This window comes from Pedobacter sp. AC163 (genome assembly GCF_979258665.1).
This window is the reverse complement of the sequence record NZ_OZ409872.1, coordinates 3,771,442-3,793,724: the sequence shown is the minus strand read 5'-3', so window position 1 is coordinate 3,793,724 and position 22,283 is coordinate 3,771,442. Positions and strand designations below refer to the sequence as shown.

Below are 22,283 nucleotides of genomic sequence, written 5' to 3'. Positions count from 1 at the left end.
TTAATCGGCTTCTGCCATCTTTTTGCTCGCTTTTTTTGCCGCTTCTTTAACTTCTTCTTTTTTAATCGGAAGTTCTAAAGCTTTAGCTAAAATATAAGCCTGCTGGTTGGCATGTTGTTTAGCAAAACCTGTTGCAGTACTGCTACTTTCTTTTCTAGAAATTACATCAATACCTTTCAATTCAGTTTTATATAATCTGCGGAATAAATATGGCCAGGCACCCATGTTCTCTGGTTCTTCCTGAACCCAGAAAATTTCATTGGCATTTTTATATTTTTTCTTAATAGCTTCCATTTGATCAATAGGTGTAGGATATAATTGTTCTACACGAACTATTGCCACATGTTTAACCTGATCAGCCTGTTGTTTTTCTAATAATTCGTAATAGATTTTTCCACTACAGAAAACGATTCTGGTTACCTCCGCAACTTTAACGTTTACATCATCTATTACTTCTTTAAAACCGCCCTCTGTAAATTCCTCAAGTTTCGATACACAAGCAGGGTGACGTAACAAACTCTTAGGTGTAAATACAACTAATGGTTTACGGAAATCGCGTTTAAACTGGCGGCGTAAAACGTGGAAGAAGTTTGCAGGTGTTGTACAATTTGCTACTTGCATATTATAATCTGCACAAAGCTCCATAAAACGTTCGATACGTGCCGAAGAGTGTTCTGGTCCCTGACCTTCATAACCATGAGGCAATAACATTACCAAACCGTTTTCGCGTTGCCATTTTGTTTCCGCACTGGCGATATATTGATCGACAACAATTTGTGCTCCGTTAAAGAAATCTCCAAACTGTGCTTCCCAAATGGTTAATGCATTCGGATTGGCCATAGCATAACCATATTCAAATCCTAATACACCATATTCTGATAAGTGTGAATTGTAAATATCAAATGTTGCCTGCTGATCTGAAATATTAGCTAATGGTACATATTCTTCTTCGCTATCTTCCAATGTTAAAACCGCATGACGGTGTGAGAAAGTACCACGCTCAACATCCTGACCACTTAAACGAACCCGTTTGCCTTCTGATAACAAAGTACCATAAGCCAACTGCTCGCCCATTGCCCAATCGAAAATATTAGTTTCGTTAACCATTTTGGTCCGTTCCGAAAATAATTTTTCAATTTTTTTGAAGAACTTTTTATTTGATGGTAAAGTGGTAATGCGCTTCCCAATTTCTAGCAAGGTAGATTTTTTAACTGCCGTAACCGGCGATGTTAAGAAATCTTTAGGAGTAGCCATACGTAAATCGGCCCAGGCACCACCAAATTTGATCTCAGCGTTTCCAGCAACATATTCTTTCGCTTCGTTTAAGCGTTCCTGCAAAATACCACGGAAATCTTTTTCCAATTCTTTCGCTAAACCCGCTTCTAACTTGCCTTCTTTAGTAAGTTGCTCGATATAAATTTCCCTTGGATTAGGGTGTTTTTCAATTGTTTTGTAAAGTAACGGTTGTGTGAATTTCGGCTCATCAGATTCATTGTGACCGAAACGACGATAACATAAAATATCGATAAAAACATCATTTTTATATTTCTGACGATATTCCATTGCCAGGTTAATTGCATAAACCAAAGCTTCAGGATCATCTCCATTTACATGGAAAACTGGCGATAAAGTAACTTTTGCAATGTCGGTACAGTAAGTACTTGTACGGGCATCTTTATAATTTGTGGTAAAACCGATTTGGTTATTAATCACCAGATGGATGGTTCCACCGGTTTTATAACCTTCAAGGCCTGCCATTTGAATTACTTCGTAAACAATACCCTGACCGGCAACTGAAGCATCTCCGTGAATCAAAATCGGTGCTAAACGAGAGTTATCGCCACCGTATTTGAAATCGATTTTCGAACGACTCATGCCTTCTACAACACCATCTACAGTTTCTAAGTGAGATGGATTTGGGCAAAGACTTAAGTGAACGCTTTTGCCTGCAACCGTAGTTACATCAGTAGAATAACCTAAGTGATATTTTACATCGCCACCAAAAGGAGTTTCTGGGTTGTAGCTTTTGCCTTCAAATTCAGCAAAAATATCTTTATAAGTTTTTTGCATAATATTAGCCAGCACGTTCAAACGACCGCGGTGCGCCATACCGATTACAAACTCCTCAATTCCTAATTCAGCACCTTTTTCGATTACCGAATCTAATGCTGGAATCAAAGCCTCTGCACCTTCTAAAGAGAAACGTTTCTGACCTAAAAATTTTGTACCTAAGAAATTCTCGAAACTTACTGCTTCATTTAATTTTCTAAGAATGCGTTTTTTTTCGTCAATTGAAAAATTAGGCGTATTACGTGCACTTTCCATTTTCTGTTGAATCCAGTTCAACACTTCAGGCGTACGTAAAAATTTATATTCTGCTCCGATTGAGCTTGTATAAGTCTGTTTTAAGAAAGCAACAATATCTTTCAGTTTGGCAGCACCGATACCAATTTCAACACCTGAGTTAAAAACCGTTTCTAAATCTGCATCAGATAAACCGAAATTTGCAAGGTCTAATGTAGGTTGGTGTTTGCGTCTTTCGCGAACAGGATTGGTATGTGTAAACAAGTGACCGCGGGTTCTGTAACCATCAATCAAATTTAAAACACTAACTTCTTTTAAAAATTGTTCCGGAGTTTCGGCTGTAACCGTTGGGGCTTCAGAACCTCTTCCGAAATCAAAACCCTCAAAAAACTTTTGCCAACCAAACTCAACTGATTCAGGATCTTGCTGATACGACTGATATAAAGAATCTATATATTCGGCGTTTTCGCCACTAAGATATGATAAACTACCCATTATTTACTGTTTACTATAAGCATTACAAAATTAGAATTTTACCTTATATAAATGGTAAAAAACTGGATTAATTGCACAAAAAAATATATTTAGAAACATTCTGACTTTCAGGCGAATTTATATCGCAAGGAATTAAAATAATTACTGCTCATGGTTAAGCAAAAGGCAAGCCAATAATTAATTAGTGAATGAGAGAATTAGCGAAATGAAGGAATGATAAAATAATTCGATTGGAAAACAATGCTTCAAAATGCATAATTAGCTACGAGGCCCAGGTTAAAGCATAATTCCCTTTCGGATCAAGATTTTTGATGTTTTTATCGAGATCAAAAACGCTTTTCGATTTTTGATCGTTTCCAACGCCGGCAACATTTGCCCAATTGCCCCAATTACTCGCAGGATTATAATCGATTAGTTTCTCTTCAAAATATGCCGCACCAAAAACCCAGCTCACTTCTAAATTATTTATTAAATAAAGTGCGGCTGTTTGTCGTGCAATATTTGAAATAAATCCAGTCTGGTTAAGCTCTGTCATCACTGCATCAACAACTGCAAAACCAGTCTGACCGTTTTTCCATTTCGTAAAATTCTCCTGTTCATTTTCAACATCAACTAAACCCTGGCTACCAAAACCATTCGGGTTAAAGAAGGTGTTACCGTATTTTTTGAACATAAAACGGAAATAATCCCGCCAAAGTAATCCTAACAAAACATGATTGAACATGGCTTTTGTATTGGGCATTCCTTCCATTTTTTTTATTTCCCAATATACCTTTCTAGGTGATAAACAACCCATGGCCAGCCATGCGGAAAGCTTTGAAGCAAGAATTAAGTTTTTAGAAGTAGCAGCTTGTTGCATAGCCACAGTCACTTTTTGAAGATGCGCTAATCCTTCAGCTTCGCCACCGGCAAACTCAAAATCAGCACGTTGATCTTTCTCTTGTGGAAGCAGATTCAGTTCTTCTAATGATAAAAGTGTTCCCCAATCGATAACTTCGGCAACATTGATCCGATCTGGCGCTGGTATACACGGCTTAATAATCGAGTCACGTTCAATTTTCTTTTTGAATTGATTAAAAGCATCGGGAATATCTTTGATTGGAAAAGGAAGATCTTCTTTATTATATAAAGTATGGCCGATGAAATGTTTCAGGTTGACACGTAATTTCCAAAGGGCATTTTCTACTAAAGTAGAAACATGGGTTTCTTCTCTCGCTACTTCGCGATGATGATACACTTCGGTAATTTCATATTCCTGAACCAATTGAGGAATGATGTCCTCTGGGTTTCCTTCAGCTATTAAAAGGTTGCCACCAATTTGTTTTAGTGAAGAGCGAAGTCCTAAAACACTTTCTAAAATGAATTGAGCCCGAATGTTGCCAGTTTTAAGTGTGTCATATTTAGTTTCACCAAATTGACGGTGATCTAAAATATAAACTGGCAAAATCGAATCAGACTTAGCAATAGCCTCCACCAGCATTTCATTATCATGCAAACGGAGATCATTTCTAAACCAGACTAAAATTTTTTTGGACATCTTAATATTTCGAAAAGGGTGTTAAGAACGTAATCACAAATTTATCTTATTTTTTGTCGGCATCAAAAACCACGAATTTTCTTTACAAATACTCAACAAAAATTACCGTTATGGAAAAATAGAAAATCGTACATCCTGTATTCAGCATCCATTTCTAATACATAATAAGAAAAAAATGAAACGAATCCTAATTGCACTATTATTTCCTTTTGCTGCTTTTGCTCAACAACAAATTAAAACTAAAGCCATTTTACAAAGTGTAACGGTATACAATAACGGTGCGCAACTCACGCATTCAGGCAAAGTGAGTCTTCCAGCCGGAACATCGGAAATTGTAATCAACAATATATCTGGACGGGTGAATGAAAATTCTATTCAGGTTGGGGTAACTGCGGGCGTAACGATTTTGGCGGTGCAATTCAACAAAGATTTTTTGAATACTGATGCAGCTAACCCAGAGATTAAAAAATTGAATGATAGTTTGAAAATCGTTTCCGGAGAGTTGACTAAAATTAAAAATGCAAAAACTATAGAAGAACAAACTTTAGTTTTATTGGATGAAAACCGAAAATCGGGCGGTACAAACAACGGCACGAACGTATCAGAGTTGATTAAATTAGCCGAATATTACCGTACTAAAAGTGCTGAAGTGAGGGCGGCTATTTCTGCGCTGGCATTAACTGAAGAAAAACAAAATCAAAAACTTACTGCTTTGCAACAACAAATTGCAGAATTAAGAAACAGCCCAAATCAACAATTAGGACAACTTGTTTTACAGTTAATGTCTAAAGATAGTGCCGAAGCCAGCTATAACGTGTCATATGTAAGCCCGGCTGCAAACTGGTTAGCCAGTTATGATATTAAGTCGATGAGTACAGCAAAACCACTTGGCATAGTCTATAAGGCTGCGATTACACAAAGTACAGGTTTGGATTGGAAGAAAGTAAAGCTTTCCTTATCAACCGGAAATCCTAATTATAATATCACTGCACCTAATCTAAGTCCGTGGTTTGTATCTACCAATCAACCACAAATACGGATCAGAGGCATGGCCTCCCCAATTATGAGAGAGGAAAAAAGCCTTTATGAAGTGGTCGTAACTGATTATTCGAATGCAAAAAAGTCAGAAGCAGCTGTATCAACTATCAACAACTACACATCGGTTAACGAAACTCAACTTGGGGTTACCTTTGATATTGATATTCCATATGATGTAAATAGTGACAACAAACCACATACGGTTTCATTTAAAGAATATGAGGTACCTGCTAAATACAAATATTACGCAGCACCAAAATTAAGTGCCGACGCCTTTTTACTGGCTGATGTTATTGATTGGGAGAAGTTGAATCTTCAAGCGGGAAATGCCAATATTATTTTTGAAGGCACCTACACCGGAAAATCATTTATCAACCCTGCGAATATTTTGGATACGCTGAGTTTGAGTATGGGGAAGGATAAAAAAATTATCATCACTAAAGAAAAACAGGAAGATTTTAGTAGCACTAAATTTATTGGGTCGAACAGAAAACAACTTTTCACGTATTTAATCAAGATTAGGAATACTAAGAAGGAGGCGATTGATCTAACATTGAAAGACCAATATCCGTTATCTTCTGAAAGTGATATTGAAATTGAATTATTGGAAAGCAACGGCGCAGAAGTTAATAAAGAAACAGGAATGCTTTCATGGCAATTGACAATTGCGCCAAATGAAACCAAAACCATTAAGCTAAGCTATTCTGTTAAGGCACCAAAAAATAGGATAATTGCAGGGTTGTAGATTTATTTTCGGCATTAAGATCCCCACTTATGCAAGGATGACGGACTTAACGAAATTAGTTCGGTTCCGTCATTCCCAATTTAATTGGGAATCTTAAAGCACGAGAGTAGCGCTCGATCGTTGTAAGATCCCCGCATACGCGAGGATGACGGACTTGCGGTTGGACCTCCAAACCCCCAACTCTAAACTCCGGACTTCCTACTAAAAACAAACCCTTTTGTATCTTTGGTGTTTTACACACATGGCAAAAAAGATTCTGATAACTGGAGCAACTGGACTTGTGGGCAAGGAACTCAAAACCCAGCTTTTGAATAAAGGATACGAGGTAAATACGCTATCCCGAAAAAAGAGTTCCGATCCGAATAATTTCGTGTGGGACGTTTACAAAGGAACAATCGATTCCAGATGTATAGAAGGTGTAGAGTCAATTATTCATTTGGCCGGCGAACCCGTAGCAGAAAAAAAATGGACTGATGAGCGCAAAAAACAGATTATTGATAGTCGGGTAAAATCAACGGAATTACTTTATCAAACCATTCAAAACAAATCTGATCATCAAATAAAATCATTTATTTCAGCATCGGCGGTGGGCTTTTATGGCGATTGCGGAGATGAAATTTTGACCGAAAACAGTGTCAATGGTTATGGCTTTTTAGCTGAATGTTGCAAACTTTGGGAAGATGCTGTTAATAAAGGCAAGAAACTGAGCTTACGCATTGTTAAACTTAGAACTGGAATCGTTTTAAGCAATGAGGGCGGTGCACTACCACAATTGGATAAACCTATCAAGCTTTTTGTAGGTTCGGCTTTAGGAACTGGTAAACAGTGGACGCCCTGGCTGCATATTGATGACATGGTTGCCATGTATGTTTACGCCTTGGAAAATGTTAAAATGGAAGATTCATACAATGCCTGTGCTCCATTTCCCGTAACCAACATTGGTTTAACCAAAGCCATTTCGAAACATTTGAACCGCCCTTTTTGGCCAATAAAGGTTCCGAAAAAAGTAATAGAATTGTTGTTGGGCGAACGAGCAGAAGCGGTTTTGATGAGCAATAACACATCAGCTCAAAAAATCCTGGATGCTGGCTTCAAGTTTAAATTTACAGATTTAGATGAAGCACTTACCAGTCTCTATCATAAATAATCTTATTTTAAGCCCTCAAAGCATATTCTTAAATGAAGACACCCATCACCATTTTTTGGTTCCGCCGCGATTTGAGACTAGAAGATAACGCAGGCCTTTATCACGCCTTAAATAATGGCACACCTGCACTTGCGCTCTTTATATTCGATAAAAACATTTTAGATAAATTATCTGAAGATGATGCCCGGGTTACTTTCATTTTTCAAACTATCGAAAGTTTAAAAAAAGAACTACAACAACACGGATCAGACTTATTAGTGAAGTACGGAACTCCAGAAAAAATCTGGCCTCAAATTTTAAAAGATTATAAGGTTGAGGAGGTTTATACCAATCATGATTACGAACCTTATGCCCGTGAACGCGATGATAATTTGGCAGAATTTTTAACCAGTGAAGAAATCGCTTTTAGAACCTTTAAAGATCAGGTGATATTTGAGAAAGATGAAATTTTAAAAGGCGATAAAACTCCATACACCGTATTTACGCCCTATTATAAACAGTGGCAGGCAAAGCTCGATGATTTTTATTTTAAGGCTTATCCAACAAAAAAGTACTTCAAAAACCTTTTTCAGACCGAACATTTAGTGCTGCCCACACTAAAAGAAATGGGATTCAAAGCGAGTAACCAGGAATTCCCAAAAATTAATTACAAAAATAAACTGGATGACTACGCAGAGGAACGAGATTTCCCTGCTATGGAAAGTACAACCAGAATTGGTTTGCACCTAAGATTTGGTACTGTAAGTATTCGTAAGGCCGTAAAAGATGCTGTAGAGGCAAAATCAAATGTTTGGTTATCTGAATTAGCCTGGAGAGAGTTCTACATGATGATCCTCTGGCATTTCCCGTATGCTGCCAATGATTCTTTTAAAAAGCAGTACGATAAAATAAAATGGCGCAATAACGAAACAGAATTTAAAGCTTGGTGCGAAGGAAACACGGGTTATCCGATAGTGGACGCCGGAATGCGACAGCTCAATGAAACTGGGTTTATGCATAACCGTGTGAGGATGGTTGTAGCAAGTTTTTTATCGAAACATTTATTAATCGATTGGCGCTGGGGTGAAAATTATTTCGCCGAAAAGCTTCTTGATTATGAAATGGCCAGCAACGTTGGTGGTTGGCAATGGGCTGCGGGCTCAGGAAATGATGCTGCGCCGTATTTCCGCGTTTTTAATCCTGAATTGCAAACCAAAAGATTTGATCCAAAATTTGAGTACATTAAAAAATGGGTGCCAGAATATGGGACAAAAAAATATGCCCAACCAATAGTTGAGCATACATTTGCACGAGAAAGAGTGCTTAAAGTATTTAAAGAAGCGTTATCTTAATTGGTAACGCTAACGATTTCAATATCAAAATCTAAAGACGTATTCGGGGAAATAGTATTAAATCCTGAACGACCATAAGCATATGCCGATGGCAAAATCATTCTGAACTTGGTTCCAACTTTAAATTTTGGAATCATAATTTGCCAACCCGATACCAAACCGGATAGTGTAAGTGAGAGACCATCTGCAGATGAATCAAATACAGCGCCATCTAATGTTCTTCCTGTATATTTAACGTTGACTGTACTTCCAATACCATTAACAGCCTCTCCTGTTCCTAAAGTATTTACAATGTAATAAATTCCACTAGGATCTTTCGTTGCAGTAAGCCCTTTAGAAGTTAAAAAAGTTGTAATGCGGTTGTCATCTAATAATGCCTGCTTTTGGTAAGGATAGGTTGTCACTATTAAATCGACAATTTCGTTTGATGGAATATTTCCAGCACCGTTTCTTCCAAAAGCCAAATAAGAAGGCAAAAGTATTCTTGCCACTCCACCAGGCTTTAGCGCCAATAAAGCAGTTCTTATCGCAGGAATAGAATAAAAACCCTGTGGATTTGAAGTTGTAACTAGTGATGAATTATAAAACTGATCGGTATAACCTACAAACGTGCCTAAGTTCGATAATAGTGGAGACTGTAAGTATGTAGACCCTGTAGATAAAGACTTAACCGTTAAGTTATAAAGAACTGAATCTGGATTTTTAAAATTATTGCCTGTTCCAGGTGAAGTTACCTGATAAAAGAATCCTGATTTATCCGGATCGGGCAACATTACAGCACTTAAGTTATTTTTTGATATGTATGAAGCTATTGTTGCACTCTCTGTAGCCTGAATAGTTTCATACTCTTTCTTACATGCAGAAAGGAAAACAACAGTCAGTAAACAAGTTAAGAAACTTAGTTTGGTAAATTTATTCATTTAGTTTGTAACGTCTGTAAGTGTTATATTGAAATCGAGGATAGAATTAGCTGGAACTAAAGATGATGGAGATCTTGTTCCATATGCATAATATGATGGGATAATCAATCTGATTTTACCACCTTTTTGTATTTTAGGAATACCGAACTGCCAGCCTGTAATTACGCCACCTAACGAAAATTTTATTGGAGTACCTTTTGAACTGTCGAAAAGTGTGCCGTTGAGCAGTTTGCCTTCATAATCTGCAGTAATCTGCGTTGAAGTGGTGTAAGTAATACTACCCGAACCAGGTGCAATAATTTGGTAAAATATACCTGAAGGATCTTTTATCCCTGATATGTTATTTGCCTTTACGAAAGCGCCAATTGCAGCAGTATCGGCTTTAAACTGAGGTAGTGGATCGTAATCCTCTACCGCCTCATCTTTTTTACATGCAGCGAAGAACCCAACAACGCAAAGCAATAATAATATATACTTGAATTTTAGCATCATCCGCAAAAATAAGCTTTTAATACGGATGCTACAATTTTTAACCAAATTTAACATTCAAATCAAAAGTTGTAGGTTATAGGTTATAAGTAGAATTTATGAACAAGCAAAACTAAATCTATTACCACTCGACTTATCGACATCCAAACTTATAACTTACAACCTATAACATACCACTTAAAAAATATACTTATTCGCCTCAATCAATTGCTGTGCAACTCTTTGACGGGCATCTTTAACATTAAAAGGTTCAACTTTGGTGAAACGACGTAAGCCAACCAGCATCATGCGCTGTTCATCGCCTTCTGCGAAAGCCCAAAGCGCTTCTTTACCAGCTTTGGCAATACCATCAACAGCTTCAACCATATATATTCTCAATAAATCCAGCTGACCATTAATTGCGGCTTCACCTTTTGTAGCAGCCAGTTTTTCGGTTCTCAATAAAGCGGACTCGAAAACATAAACATAACTCGCCATATCTGCGATATTCATTAAAATTTCCTGCTCCTTGCTCAAAGACATCATTAATTTTTGAACCGCAGCACCCGCAACCATCAAGGTAGCTTTTTTCAGATTGGCAAGAACTTTTTTCTCAGCAGCAAATAATGTGGTGTCTTCTTCGCCAAAATCTGGAATGCTCATTAACTCTGCAGCAACCGCCGTGGCCGGTGTCATCAGATCAAGCTCACCTTTCATGGCTCTTTTCAGCATCATATCAACCGTTAACAAACGGTTAATCTCGTTCGTACCTTCAAAAATTCTGTTGATACGGGCATCACGGTAGGCTCTATCCATTGGTGCATCGGCACTAAAACCCATTCCTCCATAAATTTGAACCCCCTCGTCTACCGTATAATCCAATGCTTCGGAACCCCAAACTTTTAAAATGGCACACTCAACAGCAAACTGTTCTACCGATTTTAACCTGGCCTTTCCAGATTCCATTCCGCCAGCAACCAATTGCTCATAGGTGTCATCAATGTTTTGTCCGGCACGATAATTAGCTGCATCAACCGCGTAAAGTTTCGAAGCAATTTCTGCAATCTTAAAGCGAATGGCACCGTATTTCGAAATCGGGCGACCAAATTGGCTACGTTCATTTGAATAGTTAATGGCCGTATTTAAAGTTGCTTTTGATGCACCAATTGCTGCCGCTGATAATTTTATGCGACCGATATTTAAAATGTTAACCGCGATTTTGAAACCATTCTCCCGCTCGCTTAACATATTTTCAACCGGAACAAGGCAATCGTTAAAGAAAACCTGACGCGTAGAAGAACCCTTGATACCCATTTTATGCTCCTCTGGATTCATGGTGATGCCACCGAAATCTTTCTCCACAATAAAAGCAGTTAGGTTTTTATCATCATCAATTTTGGCAAAAACGATAAAGATATCTGCGAAACCCCCGTTGGTAATCCACATCTTTTGCCCGTTAATGATGTAATGTTTGCCATCATCGCTCAACTTGGCTTTTGTTTTTCCGGAGTTTGCATCCGAGCCCGAATTCGGTTCTGTTAAGCAGTAAGCTGCTTTCCATTCACCAGAGCCTAGTTTAGGAATATATTTCGCTTTCTGTTCTTCGTTTCCATAATAAAGGATAGGCAATGTACCAATTCCGGTGTGTGCTGACAGTGCTACTGCAAAAGAGTGACCAGCGCCAACGACATCAGCAACTAACATAGAGGTATTAAAATTTTTGCCAAAGCCCCCATATTCTTCCGGGACAGAAACCCCAAGAATACCCAATTCGCCAGCTTTTGTTAAAAGCGTTGGCATTAATTCAGGATCTTCCTGTTTATCAATTTTATCTAAGTTTGGATAAACCTCAGCTTCCAGAAAATCGCGACAAGTTTGCGCAATCATTTGTTGCTCTTCATCAAATTCTTCAGGAATAAATACATCCTGGTAAGCCGTTTCTTTAATTAAGAATTCGCCGCCTTTAATTGTTTTCTTTTCAGTTGTTTCCATCTTTGTAGTATCTAGTAGCGACACATTGAAAATCGCTTAATTTTTATTTTTTCATTTTGCCTAACACGGTCGTCATTGCGAGGCACGAAGCAATCCAATTCGCGAGTGAGATTGCTTCGTGCCTCGCAATGACGATGTGCCTAAGTCAATCTCCTATAACATCTCAAAAATTCCTGCTGCTCCTTGTCCTGTACCAACGCACATGGTAACCATGCCATATTTCTTGTCTTGTCTTTTCAGCTCATTCATCATTTGCACCGAAAGTTTTGCACCTGTACAACCCAGAGGGTGACCCAATGCAATGGCTCCACCGTTTACGTTAATGATATCTGGATTTAAATCGAGTGTTCTGATGATGGCTAGAGACTGCGATGCAAAAGCTTCGTTCAGTTCAATTAGATCGATATCATCTTGTTTTAAACCTGCTTGTTTTAATGCTTTTGGGATGGCCTCAATTGGACCAATTCCCATAATTCTTGGTGGAACTCCAGCGATGCCATAACTTACTAATCTTGCTATTGGTTCAACATTAAGTTCCTTCATTTTTTTTTCAGAAACAACGAGAACAAAGGCTGCGCCATCAGATGTTTGTGACGAATTACCAGCGGTTACACTTCCTACAGCATCAAAAACAGGCTTTAATTTTGCCAGTTTCTCTAACGTGGTATCTGCTCGCGGACCTTCATCAGTATCCACGACATAAGAACGCGTTTTCTTTTTAAGGTTCTCATCCAAATAATTTTCGTTAACCGTAATTGGCAAAACGCCATCTTTTAAATAACCGTTTTTTATGGCATGAATAGCTTTCTCATGAGATTTCAAGGAAAATGCATCCTGGTCTTCGCGACTCACATTGTATTCTTTCGCAACGGCTTCGGCAGTTAGTCCCATTCCCCAATACCAATCGGGATTGTTTTTCGCAACCTCTGGATTTGGAACGAGTTTCCAACCTCCAAACGGCATTCCACTCATTACTTCTACCCCACCAGCGATAATACAATCAGCCATTCCGGCTTTAATTTTCGCTACTGCAGTGGCAATTGTTTCTAAACCAGATGCGCAATATCGATTTACGGTAACACCCGGAACCTTGTCCGTATTCAAACCCATTAGTGAAATCATCCGGCCAATATTTAAGCCTTGTTCCGCTTCGGGCGTGGCGTTACCCACAATTACATCGTCAATTTGTTCTTTATCTAAATTTGGAACCGATGCCACTAAAGCGCTTATCACTTCAGCTGCTAAATCATCAGCTCTGGTAAAACGGAATACGCCTCGGGGTGCTTTACCCACTGCTGTGCGATATCCGGCTATAATATATGCTTCCATTTTATCGAGTATTTTGATGGCTATCCGCCAATATTATCTTTTTATTATACGCACTTCCCTTACTATTGCCGTCATTGCGAGGCACGAAGCAATCTTAATGCTATAGAAAACCCTTAGTTGTAAGATTGCTTCGTACCTCGCAATGACGAAGTGGCTAAGCAAATCTCCCATCTATTTGTTAATTCCTTAACGGTTTCCCTTTTGTTATAATCGACTGAATTCTTTCCAATGATTTTCTTTCTCCTGCAAGAGATAAAAATGCCTCTCTTTCCAAATCCAATAAATATTGTTCGCTTACTTCTGTTGGGGAGGATAAATCGCCACCACACATGACGTAACCTAATTTTTCGGAGATTTTTTTATCATGTTCAGAAATAAAATGACCGGCGTACATGCTATTTGCTCCCGCATACACAATTCCTAAACCTTGTTTTCCCAACACTTTAATATCTGTCCGCTGAACAGGTTTGGTATAACCTGCATCTGCCAGTTCAATCGCTTTTGCTTTAGCATCGGCCAGTAAACGGTTGCGGTTCATCGAAATTGAGAATTTATCCTTTTGCAAATAGCCCAACTCGTAGGCTTCATAACCTGAAGTCGATACTTTAGCCATACCAATGGTTAAGAAACGATCTTTCAATGCATTTTGAACAATCTGGTCGTCTTTATATTCATCCGATGCCCGCAGCGCAAACTCTTTTGTTCCGCCGCCACCGGGAATAACGCCGACACCAAACTCCACCAAGCCCATATAAGTTTCTGCTGACAATTGAACATGATCGGCATGTAAGCTAAACTCGCAGCCACCACCCAAGGTTAAATTGTGTGGTGCAACCACAACCGGGATGGAAGAGTAACGAATACGCATCGAAGTGTTCTGGAACATTCGGATAGCCATATTCAACTCATCCCATTCCTGCTCTACCGCCATCATGAAAATCATCCCCACATTTGCGCCAGCAGAAAAGTTTGCACCATCATTACCGATTACTAAACCACGATAATCTTTCTCTGCCATATCAATGGCTTTGTTAATTCCTGAGATTACATCGCCACCGATGGTATTCATTTTGGTATGGAATTCTACATTTAAAATGCCATCACCTAAATCAATGATAGAAACGCCAGAATTTTTCCAAAGTGTTTTATTCTCGCGGATGTTATCTAAAATGATAAATTCATCCGTTCCTGGTAAGGCTTTGTAAGATTTTGTTGGAATATCATAGTATTTTTTAACGCCGCTTTCTACCTTATAAAAAGAAGTATTTCCTGCATCAAGCATTTCTTGAACCCAAGCGGCAGCTTTATTTCCATATTGCTCCATTCCCTCAATTGCTTCTTTCAAACCTACCGCATCCCAAAGCTCAAAAGGTCCAAGCTCCCAACCAAAACCTGCACGCATCGCATCATCAATGCGGTACAATTCATCAGAAATTTCCGGAATCCTATCAGATACGTACTCAAATAATCCAAATGAAGAATGACGGAATAACTCGCCTGCCTTATCTTTTCCTTTCGCAAAAATCTTCATGCGTTCGCGAAGATTTTCAACTGGCTTGGTCATTTCTAATGTAGCCGATTTAACTTTTTGCTGAGGTTTGTATTCTAAAGTTTTCAAATCCAAGGCAAGGATTTCGGTTTTGCCGTCGGCAGCTTTAGTTTTTTTATAGAAACCCTGTTTGGTTTTATCGCCAAGCCATTTGTTCTCCTCCATCTTTTTAACATAGTCAGGAAGTTTAAATAACTCATGTGCTTTATCATCAGGACAATTATCGTAAAGTCCTTTGGCTACTTTAATCATGGTATCCAAACCAACCACATCAGAAGTACGGAAGGTAGCCGATTTTGGTCTACCCAAAGCTGGACCGGTAAATTTATCTACCTCTTCGACTGTTAAATCCAATTTTTCGACCAAATGCAATAAGGCCATAATTGAATATACTCCAACTCTATTGGCAATAAAGGCTGGCGTATCTTTACATAAAACGGTGGTTTTACCTAAAAATTTATCGCCATAATGCATTAAGAAATCAACTATTTCCGGTTTGGTATACGGCGTTGGAATAATTTCCAATAGCTTTAAATAACGCGGCGGATTGAAAAAGTGTGTTCCACAGAAATGTGCTTTAAAATCATCGCTTCTGCCATCGGCCATTAAATGAATGGGGATACCGGAAGTATTCGAGGTAATTAATGTACCTGGTTTGCGAAATTGCTCTACCTGCTCGAAAACTTTTTTCTTGATATCAAGATTTTCAACAACTACTTCAATTACCCAATCAAAGCCAGCAATTTTCGACATATCATCTTCGAAATTCCCGGTTTTAATTTTATTCAATACTTTTTTAGAATAAACCGGCGATGGATTTGTTTTGACAGCCGTTTGCAAAGCCGTATTAACAATCCGGTTTTTTACCACTGGTTTGTCTAACGTCAGTCCTTTTGCCTGTTCTTCTGGAGTAAGTTCTTTTGGGGCGATATCTAAAAGTAAAACCTCAACCCCAATATTGGCAAAATGGCATGCAATACGCGAACCCATAATCCCCGAACCTAAAACAGCAACTTTATTAATGCTTCGTTTCATCAGTTTTTGTCTATTATATTATTTGTCTGATGGAGCTTACACTGATAAAATTTTAGCATTTTATCAGTGACGGTTCATCAGTCATTATTTATTTTTCTTTTGGTCTGATGGAACCTACTTCAAAACCTGAGCCCATTGGTAAACTCATGCAAAGCAGGTTTCATCACAAAATATATTTAATCAACAGTATATGCTACCGTAATATCATTAAGTTTTATTAACAGATTAATGAATGTTTCTTTCTCTTTTTTAGAGAAGTGTTCATCCAAATATTCATTAAATTTTCGCACAACCCCTTTTGCCAGGTGCTTCTTTTCTTTTCCGAAATCGGTTAAAAAAACCTTCACCGAACGTTTATCGCCTATGGAGGTTTCGCGGTAAATAAGCTTAGCTTCTTCCATATTATTTAACATTCTGGAAAGGCTGGTCGCTTTTACGCCAAGCAAGGCAGCCAAATTGGAAACGGCAGTACCCTCTTCATCATTTATGTTTATCAGCATATAACCAATAGCCTGTGTTATGCCAAAAGTAGAGGCCATTTGATTATACTTGTTAAACATGTTTTGCCATGCAAACTTCACGTGATAATCTATTGTTTGCTGTTGTTTCATTTTAATAATTTATTATGCTTGCATAACAAAGCTAATGAATGTATTTTATTATTCCAATAGGGAAATTGAAAATTTTTTGTCATAAAAAAAGCCCCCGATTTTCATCGGAGGCTCTCAAAAATTTATTTACCTACTAGTATAAAGTAAACTCTACACGACGGTTTTGTTGACGACCAGCTGCAGTTTTGTTAGTTGCAATTGGTTGACCCATTCCGTAGCCAGTAGCTTCGATACGAGATGCATTTGCACCTTGAGAAACTAAATAAGCTTTTACAGATTCTGCTCTTTCTTTAGATAAACGTAAGTTTAATTCTTTAGATCCAGTGTTATCAGTATGACCTGCTAATTTTAAGCTGAAGTTTTTCTCTACTAATAAAGCTGCTACTCTGTTTAACGAAGCATAAGATTTAGAGCGGATAGTTGCTTTACCTAAATCGAATTCTAAGTTTTTAATCGCTTCATTAACTACTTTACGATCTTCTTCAGTAACTATTGTTACTTGTGGTTTCGGAGCCACTAACGGACAACCAGAACCATCAACAACAGTACCAGCAGGAGTACCTGGGCATTTATCTAATTTATCAGCAACACCATCACCATCTGTATCTTTTAACAGATCATTCATTTCTGAACGTAATTTTGCATTTTCAGCTTTTTGAGCATCTAAATCAGATTTCAAAGCATTTGCTGTATTTTTTGCAGCCAATGCCTCATCATAAGTTGCAGCTACTGGGTTGTGGAAAGCCAATTGTTTTCCAGTACCCAATGCAAATTCTAAACCAGCGTAACCATAGTTGTATTTATCATTAGCCGGGCCTCTGTGTAATCCATCAAGATTATCTCCGTCAACATAGTTGATTGTCCAACCTAAATCGATATTAATTCCATCAGATACTTTGAATTTTGCACCAACACCTACAGGGATGATTAATTCTTTGATTGTTTTACCACCAGCAAATTCAGTTGTTCCTGCTGCAGTAGTAATAGTTGGTTTGTAACCAGCTAAACCAGCACCAACTGAAGTATATAATTGCAATGCGTTTTCTTTTTTGAACATATCAATATTGAACATATTCACAACTGCATTTAAACTTCCTGAATACTCTAATTGAGTTTCAAATGCTGTTACCGGAGAACTATTTACCAATCCACTTTCAAAAGGCTCTGAATTATCAGCCTTTAATTTACCTCTTACTCCATCTAAACGCAATGAGAAATACGGCGTGAATTGTTTTTTGATGTAAAGACCATAACCAAAACTGGTTTTGTTATTACTAAAATCATTTTTTCCACCCAATGGCGATAGCGGAGTCAATGCACCAGCATTAACACCAATAGACCAAGTTCTGAACTGAGACGTGGATGTTGCTGGTTCCTGAGCCATTGCTACAGTACCTGCAAATAATCCGGCTAATACAACCGGTAGGGACTTGATTAAATTTGATTTCATATTTTTTAATATAACGTTGATATGCGTTGCCCAGCATACACAATTGCTATACCAAAAAGAGAAAATTTAAAAAATACTTATCCACTTTAACACTTAGTAACCCAGAGCGGTATCATCTCCCCGTGGATCTGCACCCGCTTGGTAAGCGCCCCATTTGGTTCTTAAAATAGCATCGACCCTTCCAATTGCACCACGGTTGATGATTTTATAGCCTTTAGCTTCCAACTTTTGTGTTGATAAACTATCTATTGCATCCTTTTCTACATAAACTTCATCTGGCAGCCATTGATGGTGAAATTTTTTAGCAGCAACAGCAGCTTGCATATTCATGTCAAAATCGACTACATTAATGATGGTTTGAAAAACAGAAGTAATGATCGTAGATCCACCTGGGGTACCCACAACCATGAAAAGTTTTCCCTCTTTTTCTACAATAGTTGGAGTCATAGAGCTTAACATCCGTTTATTTGGTGCAATAGCATTGGCTTCGCCACCCACCAAACCATACATATTTGGCGCTCCTGGCTTAACCGAGAAATCATCCATTTCATTATTCAATAAAAAGCCACCACCTTTAACCACAACCAAGGATCCATAAGAGCCGTTTAAGGTTGTTGTTATCGAAACTGCATTTCCTTCATGATCCACAATAGAAAAATGCGTGGTTTCTTCGCTTTCTTTACCTTTGATTACTCCGGCTAAAATTTGATCGCTAGGTGTTGCGGCGGCCCAATTAAGGTTCGCCATTCTTCGTTTATTGTAAACAGGATCTAACAATTCTTTCTGAGGAACGCTATAAAAATCCGGATCGCCAAGATGGGTGGCCCTGTCAGCATACACTCTTCTTTCTGCTTCAACAATAACCTGTACTGTTGAATCTGAGTTATGTCCCCATTTTTTCAATGGAAATGGCTCAACCGATTGTAGCAATTGAATAAGCGCTATGCCACCGCTAGAAGTTGGCGGCATTGTAATAATTTTATAACCCCGATAACTCCCTATTATAGGTTTGCGCCAAACCGCCCGGTAGTTTTTTAAATCTTCTTTGGTAATTAAGCCTTTTCCACGCTGCATTTCTGCCACGATAGAATCAGCAACCGCTCCTTCATAAAAGCCTGCCTTACCTTTTTGTTGAATAAGCTTTAAAGTATTCGCTAATTCGGTTTGCACTAATAAACTGTTCTCTTGCCAGGTGCTTTCCAGGTTAACCAAAGCAGTTCCGTTAATATTAATATCCATCAATTTTCGGTGCAAGCCGTTCAGTTCAGCGGATTGGCGCTTGGTAATTTTGAAACCATTCTCTGCCAAATCAATTGCTGGCTGAACAACCTCTTTCCAGGAAAGTTTACCATATTTTTGATGAGCCTCTACCATACCGGCAACCGAACCCGGAACCCCTGCGGCTAAATGCCCGAATAAGCTTTTATCAACAATTGGATTCCCTGCAGAATCTAAGTACATGTCTCTGCTTGCTGATGAAGCCGCTTTCTCGCGAAAATCCAGTGCATTCACTTCGCCCTTTGCAGAACGATAAACCATAAAGCCGCCACCACCAATGTTTCCAGCATTTGGATACACTACAGCTAACGCAAATTGAACAGCAACAGCCGCATCAACAGCGTTGCCGCCTTTTTTTAAAATATCAATACCAACTTTTGATGCTTCGGGATGTGCCGTAACAACCATCCCATTTTTAAATTCCCCGCTGTTGTTTTTCCCGAGCTGACCGCTTACACAGCTGGCAAAAACAATGACTAATACGATTAGTGTTGAACTAATTTTAAGTTTAGTTAGGCGCTTTATAGTTCTCTGCATCTTTATATATTTTTTCGATGATATTGGCATTTTTTTCGGTAATAACTTTTCGTTTCAAGCTTAGTTTTGGCGTTAACTCGCCGCCATCAATACTCCATTCTTTTGGAAGTAAAGCAAATCTTTTCACTTGCTCCCACTTGCCAAAATCTACGCTGGCAGCCTCAATTACCTCATTGTATTTTGCTAAAACCTGATCGTTTTTTATAATCTCTTCATTTGTAGTAAAAGCGATTCCTTTTTTGCCTGCCCAGGTTTTTAATGTTTCGAAGTTAGGAACAATTAACGCAGATGGAAATTTTTTATTCTCACCCAAAACCATAATCTGCTCAATAAAAATCGACTCCTTATATTTGTTTTCCAACATTTGAGGTGCAACATATTTTCCACCAGCGGTTTTAAACATTTCCTTTTTACGATCGGTAATTTTGAGAAAACGACCATCCACTAACTCGCCAATATCGCCAGTATGGAACCATCCGTCCTGGTCAATAGCTTCTTCTGTTAAATCGGGGCGATTATAATAACCTTTCATCACCTGATGGCCACGGGTTAGCACCTCGCCATCCGAAGCGATTTTCACCTCAACACCCTTAATCACCTCCCCAACAGTGCCGAACATGGTACCGCCAAAATGATTTACCGTAATTACAGGCGAAGTTTCGGTTAAACCATAGCCTTCGAAAACAGGCATCCCAGCAGCCCAGAAGATCCGGGCCAAACGCGGATTTAAAGCGGCGCCACCAGAAACAATTACCACGATCTCTCCACCAAGCGCCTCCTGCCATTTCTTAAAAACCAATTTCCTGGCAATGCCCAATTTCAAATTATACCATGCACTTGCGTCTGTGGTATATTTTTCGGCCAACGCTACCGACCAAAAGAAAATCCCCTTCTTAATACCAGTAAGCGATTTCCCTTTCTCCATTATTTTATCATAAACTTTCTCAAGCAAACGGGGTACGGTTGAAAATGCATTTGGTTTTACATGTTGAATATCGGCAACTATGGTATCCATGCTTTCGGCATAATAAATACTTGTTCTATTATATAAGTACAAATAAATAATCATGCGTTCGAATATGTGCGAAAGCGGTAAAAAGCTCAAACTCTTATTTACACCTTCTGGCATCACGACAGATGAATTTACAAAGTTGGCCACCAGATTATGGTGCGTCAACATTACTCCTTTCGGGGTGCCCGTCGTCCCTGATGTATAAATGAGTGTTAATATATCTTCAGGTTCTACTTTTGATCTATATTCGTCGAGGTTAATTGCCTGGCTGTTTTCCCCATCAGCAATAAGCGTTTTCCATGATTTAACGCCTTCAACATCGCTAAAACTGAAAATTTTTATATCTGGGTTAATGGCATCTGCACATGGCTTTATTTTTTTATATAAATCACCATCTGATACAAATACTATCGAAATTTCTGCATCCTTTAAAATAAACTGAATATCGTGTTCTGCTAAAGTAGGATAAAGCGGGATCTGGTAGGCCCCAATTTGATTAGCTGCAAAATCGGCAATATTCCATTCTGGTCTATTATGAGACATTACCGCAACCCTTCCACCCTTTGCAATACCAAGATTAATTAATCCACGACTTAAATTGTCTACAGTAGCAGAAAAATCTGCAGTACTGTAATTAACCCAATTGCCATTAATTTTTCCATTGATAAACTCTTGCTTCGGATCTTCCAGGTTATATCGTAGGAGGTCGAATACCCTTGTAATTTCTGCAGCCATATCTTTTTATTATTATTTGGTTAAGTTAAAAAAATCAAACATAAAGATGTGCTAGCCTTATGTTTTTGATCGATAAAATTTTGCATTTATGAGTGAATCTTAAAGCAACTTCTACATCGAAAAATTTAAATAAACTTAAGAAATCAAAAATTACTATGCAAGCATTGTTTTTTATAGCTTTAAAATTTTTACCGTAAAAACATAAACGGCATTAAAGTTGTTAAGCTGATTAAATATTTGAAAAACGTTATTTACTTTAAAATTTGATTATGAAAAAGCTATTTACAATTTTAGGATGCATTGCATTATTTGCATTGACGACAACGAGTGTTAAAGCACAGAATTACAAAACAGGTTTAGGATTAGGAATAGACTTTGGAGACGGCGCAACATTGGTTGGCCCATCTGTTAGACACCATTTCAGCAGAAGTGCAGCTTTACAAGGTGAAGTTTTATTTGGTGGTAACTCTACAACCTTACAAGCATTTTTACAATATAATGCTTCAATTCCTGGCGCAAAAGGCTTAGATTGGTATTTAGGTGGTGGTCCATCAGTACAATTGTATGATGGTGGTTCTAACTTTTATTTAGTACCAATGGTTGGTTTAGATTATAAAATTAGCGGTGCACCGTTAGCAATTGCTTTAGATTGGAGACCAAGATTATATCTAGGTGATGGCGATAGCGATTTTAACGCTGGAAGATTTGGTTTAGGCTTCAGATATACTTTTTAAGCAAAAAGCTTAAATAATAAAGCGAAAAGCTTGATA

Annotated in this window: 15 protein-coding genes; 4 read left to right on the top strand and 11 right to left on the bottom strand. The window is 38.2% G+C overall.

Features of this window, described 5'->3' with window-relative positions; all coding sequences use genetic code 11:
- Both ACZZZK_RS16375 and ACZZZK_RS16370 read right to left on the bottom strand, forming a co-directional pair.
- Entirely contained in the window at positions 1-2,799 is a 2,799-nt protein-coding gene (locus ACZZZK_RS16375) for a 2-oxoglutarate dehydrogenase E1 component (RefSeq protein ID WP_463485067.1), read from the bottom strand.
- A 262-nt stretch (positions 2,800-3,061) separates the two neighbouring features.
- Positions 3,062-4,336 (bottom strand): DASH family cryptochrome, encoded by a 1,275-nt coding sequence (locus tag ACZZZK_RS16370; protein WP_463485066.1) that lies wholly within the window; start codon positions 4,334-4,336, stop codon positions 3,062-3,064.
- A 175-nt stretch (positions 4,337-4,511) separates the two neighbouring features.
- On the opposite strand from ACZZZK_RS16370, the gene ACZZZK_RS16365 reads away from it, so the two are divergent.
- The 3 genes from ACZZZK_RS16365 (at position 4,512) to ACZZZK_RS16355 (ending at position 8,597) form a co-directional block, all read left to right on the top strand.
- The gene (locus ACZZZK_RS16365) at positions 4,512-6,119 is read left to right on the top strand and encodes a DUF4139 domain-containing protein (protein ID WP_463485065.1); all 1,608 of its coding nucleotides are present in this window, start codon (positions 4,512-4,514) and stop codon (positions 6,117-6,119) included.
- A 241-nt stretch (positions 6,120-6,360) separates the two neighbouring features.
- Positions 6,361-7,266 carry a TIGR01777 family oxidoreductase gene (locus ACZZZK_RS16360; RefSeq protein WP_463485064.1) on the top strand — a complete coding sequence of 302 codons (906 nt, stop codon included), beginning with the start codon at positions 6,361-6,363 and terminating at the stop codon, positions 7,264-7,266.
- A 32-nt stretch (positions 7,267-7,298) separates the two neighbouring features.
- Positions 7,299-8,597: a cryptochrome/photolyase family protein gene (locus ACZZZK_RS16355; RefSeq protein WP_463485063.1), complete on the top strand. Its 1,299-nt coding sequence runs from the start codon at positions 7,299-7,301 to the stop codon at positions 8,595-8,597.
- Here ACZZZK_RS16355 and ACZZZK_RS16350 read toward each other — a convergent pair.
- From ACZZZK_RS16350 to ACZZZK_RS16310, 9 genes are all read right to left on the bottom strand, one after another.
- Positions 8,594-9,517: an FKBP-type peptidyl-prolyl cis-trans isomerase gene (locus ACZZZK_RS16350; protein WP_463485062.1), complete on the bottom strand. Its 924-nt coding sequence runs from the start codon at positions 9,515-9,517 to the stop codon at positions 8,594-8,596. The two genes, ACZZZK_RS16355 and ACZZZK_RS16350, sit on opposite strands and share 4 nt — an antisense overlap.
- Complete coding sequence (locus ACZZZK_RS16345; RefSeq protein ID WP_265798401.1) at positions 9,518-10,009, bottom strand: FKBP-type peptidyl-prolyl cis-trans isomerase; 492 nt, start codon at positions 10,007-10,009, stop codon at positions 9,518-9,520.
- 174 nt (positions 10,010-10,183) lie between these two features.
- Entirely contained in the window at positions 10,184-11,977 is a 1,794-nt protein-coding gene (locus ACZZZK_RS16340) for an acyl-CoA dehydrogenase family protein (protein ID WP_463485061.1), read from the bottom strand.
- Between the two features lie 153 nt (positions 11,978-12,130).
- Entirely contained in the window at positions 12,131-13,306 is a 1,176-nt protein-coding gene (locus tag ACZZZK_RS16335; RefSeq protein ID WP_463485060.1) for an acetyl-CoA C-acyltransferase, read from the bottom strand.
- 178 nt (positions 13,307-13,484) lie between these two features.
- Positions 13,485-15,890 (bottom strand): 3-hydroxyacyl-CoA dehydrogenase NAD-binding domain-containing protein, encoded by a 2,406-nt coding sequence (locus ACZZZK_RS16330; RefSeq protein ID WP_463485059.1) that lies wholly within the window; start codon positions 15,888-15,890, stop codon positions 13,485-13,487.
- Positions 15,891-16,066: 176 nt separating this feature from the next.
- Positions 16,067-16,501 (bottom strand): MarR family winged helix-turn-helix transcriptional regulator, encoded by a 435-nt coding sequence (locus ACZZZK_RS16325; protein WP_056848431.1) that lies wholly within the window; start codon positions 16,499-16,501, stop codon positions 16,067-16,069.
- Positions 16,502-16,634: 133 nt separating this feature from the next.
- The gene (locus ACZZZK_RS16320; RefSeq protein ID WP_056848430.1) at positions 16,635-17,951 is read right to left on the bottom strand and encodes an OmpA family protein; all 1,317 of its coding nucleotides are present in this window, start codon (positions 17,949-17,951) and stop codon (positions 16,635-16,637) included.
- A 93-nt stretch (positions 17,952-18,044) separates the two neighbouring features.
- Positions 18,045-19,766 (bottom strand): gamma-glutamyltransferase, encoded by a 1,722-nt coding sequence (ggt, locus tag ACZZZK_RS16315; protein WP_463485058.1) that lies wholly within the window; start codon positions 19,764-19,766, stop codon positions 18,045-18,047.
- Positions 19,738-21,513 carry an AMP-dependent synthetase/ligase gene (locus ACZZZK_RS16310; RefSeq protein WP_463485057.1) on the bottom strand — a complete coding sequence of 592 codons (1,776 nt, stop codon included), beginning with the start codon at positions 21,511-21,513 and terminating at the stop codon, positions 19,738-19,740. The genes ggt and ACZZZK_RS16310 overlap by 29 nt, the downstream gene beginning before the upstream one ends.
- Positions 21,514-21,782: 269 nt before the next feature.
- On the opposite strand from ACZZZK_RS16310, the gene ACZZZK_RS16305 reads away from it, so the two are divergent.
- Entirely contained in the window at positions 21,783-22,247 is a 465-nt protein-coding gene (locus ACZZZK_RS16305) for a hypothetical protein (RefSeq protein WP_010600581.1), read from the top strand.
- The last annotated feature ends 36 nt before the right edge of the window (positions 22,248-22,283 follow it).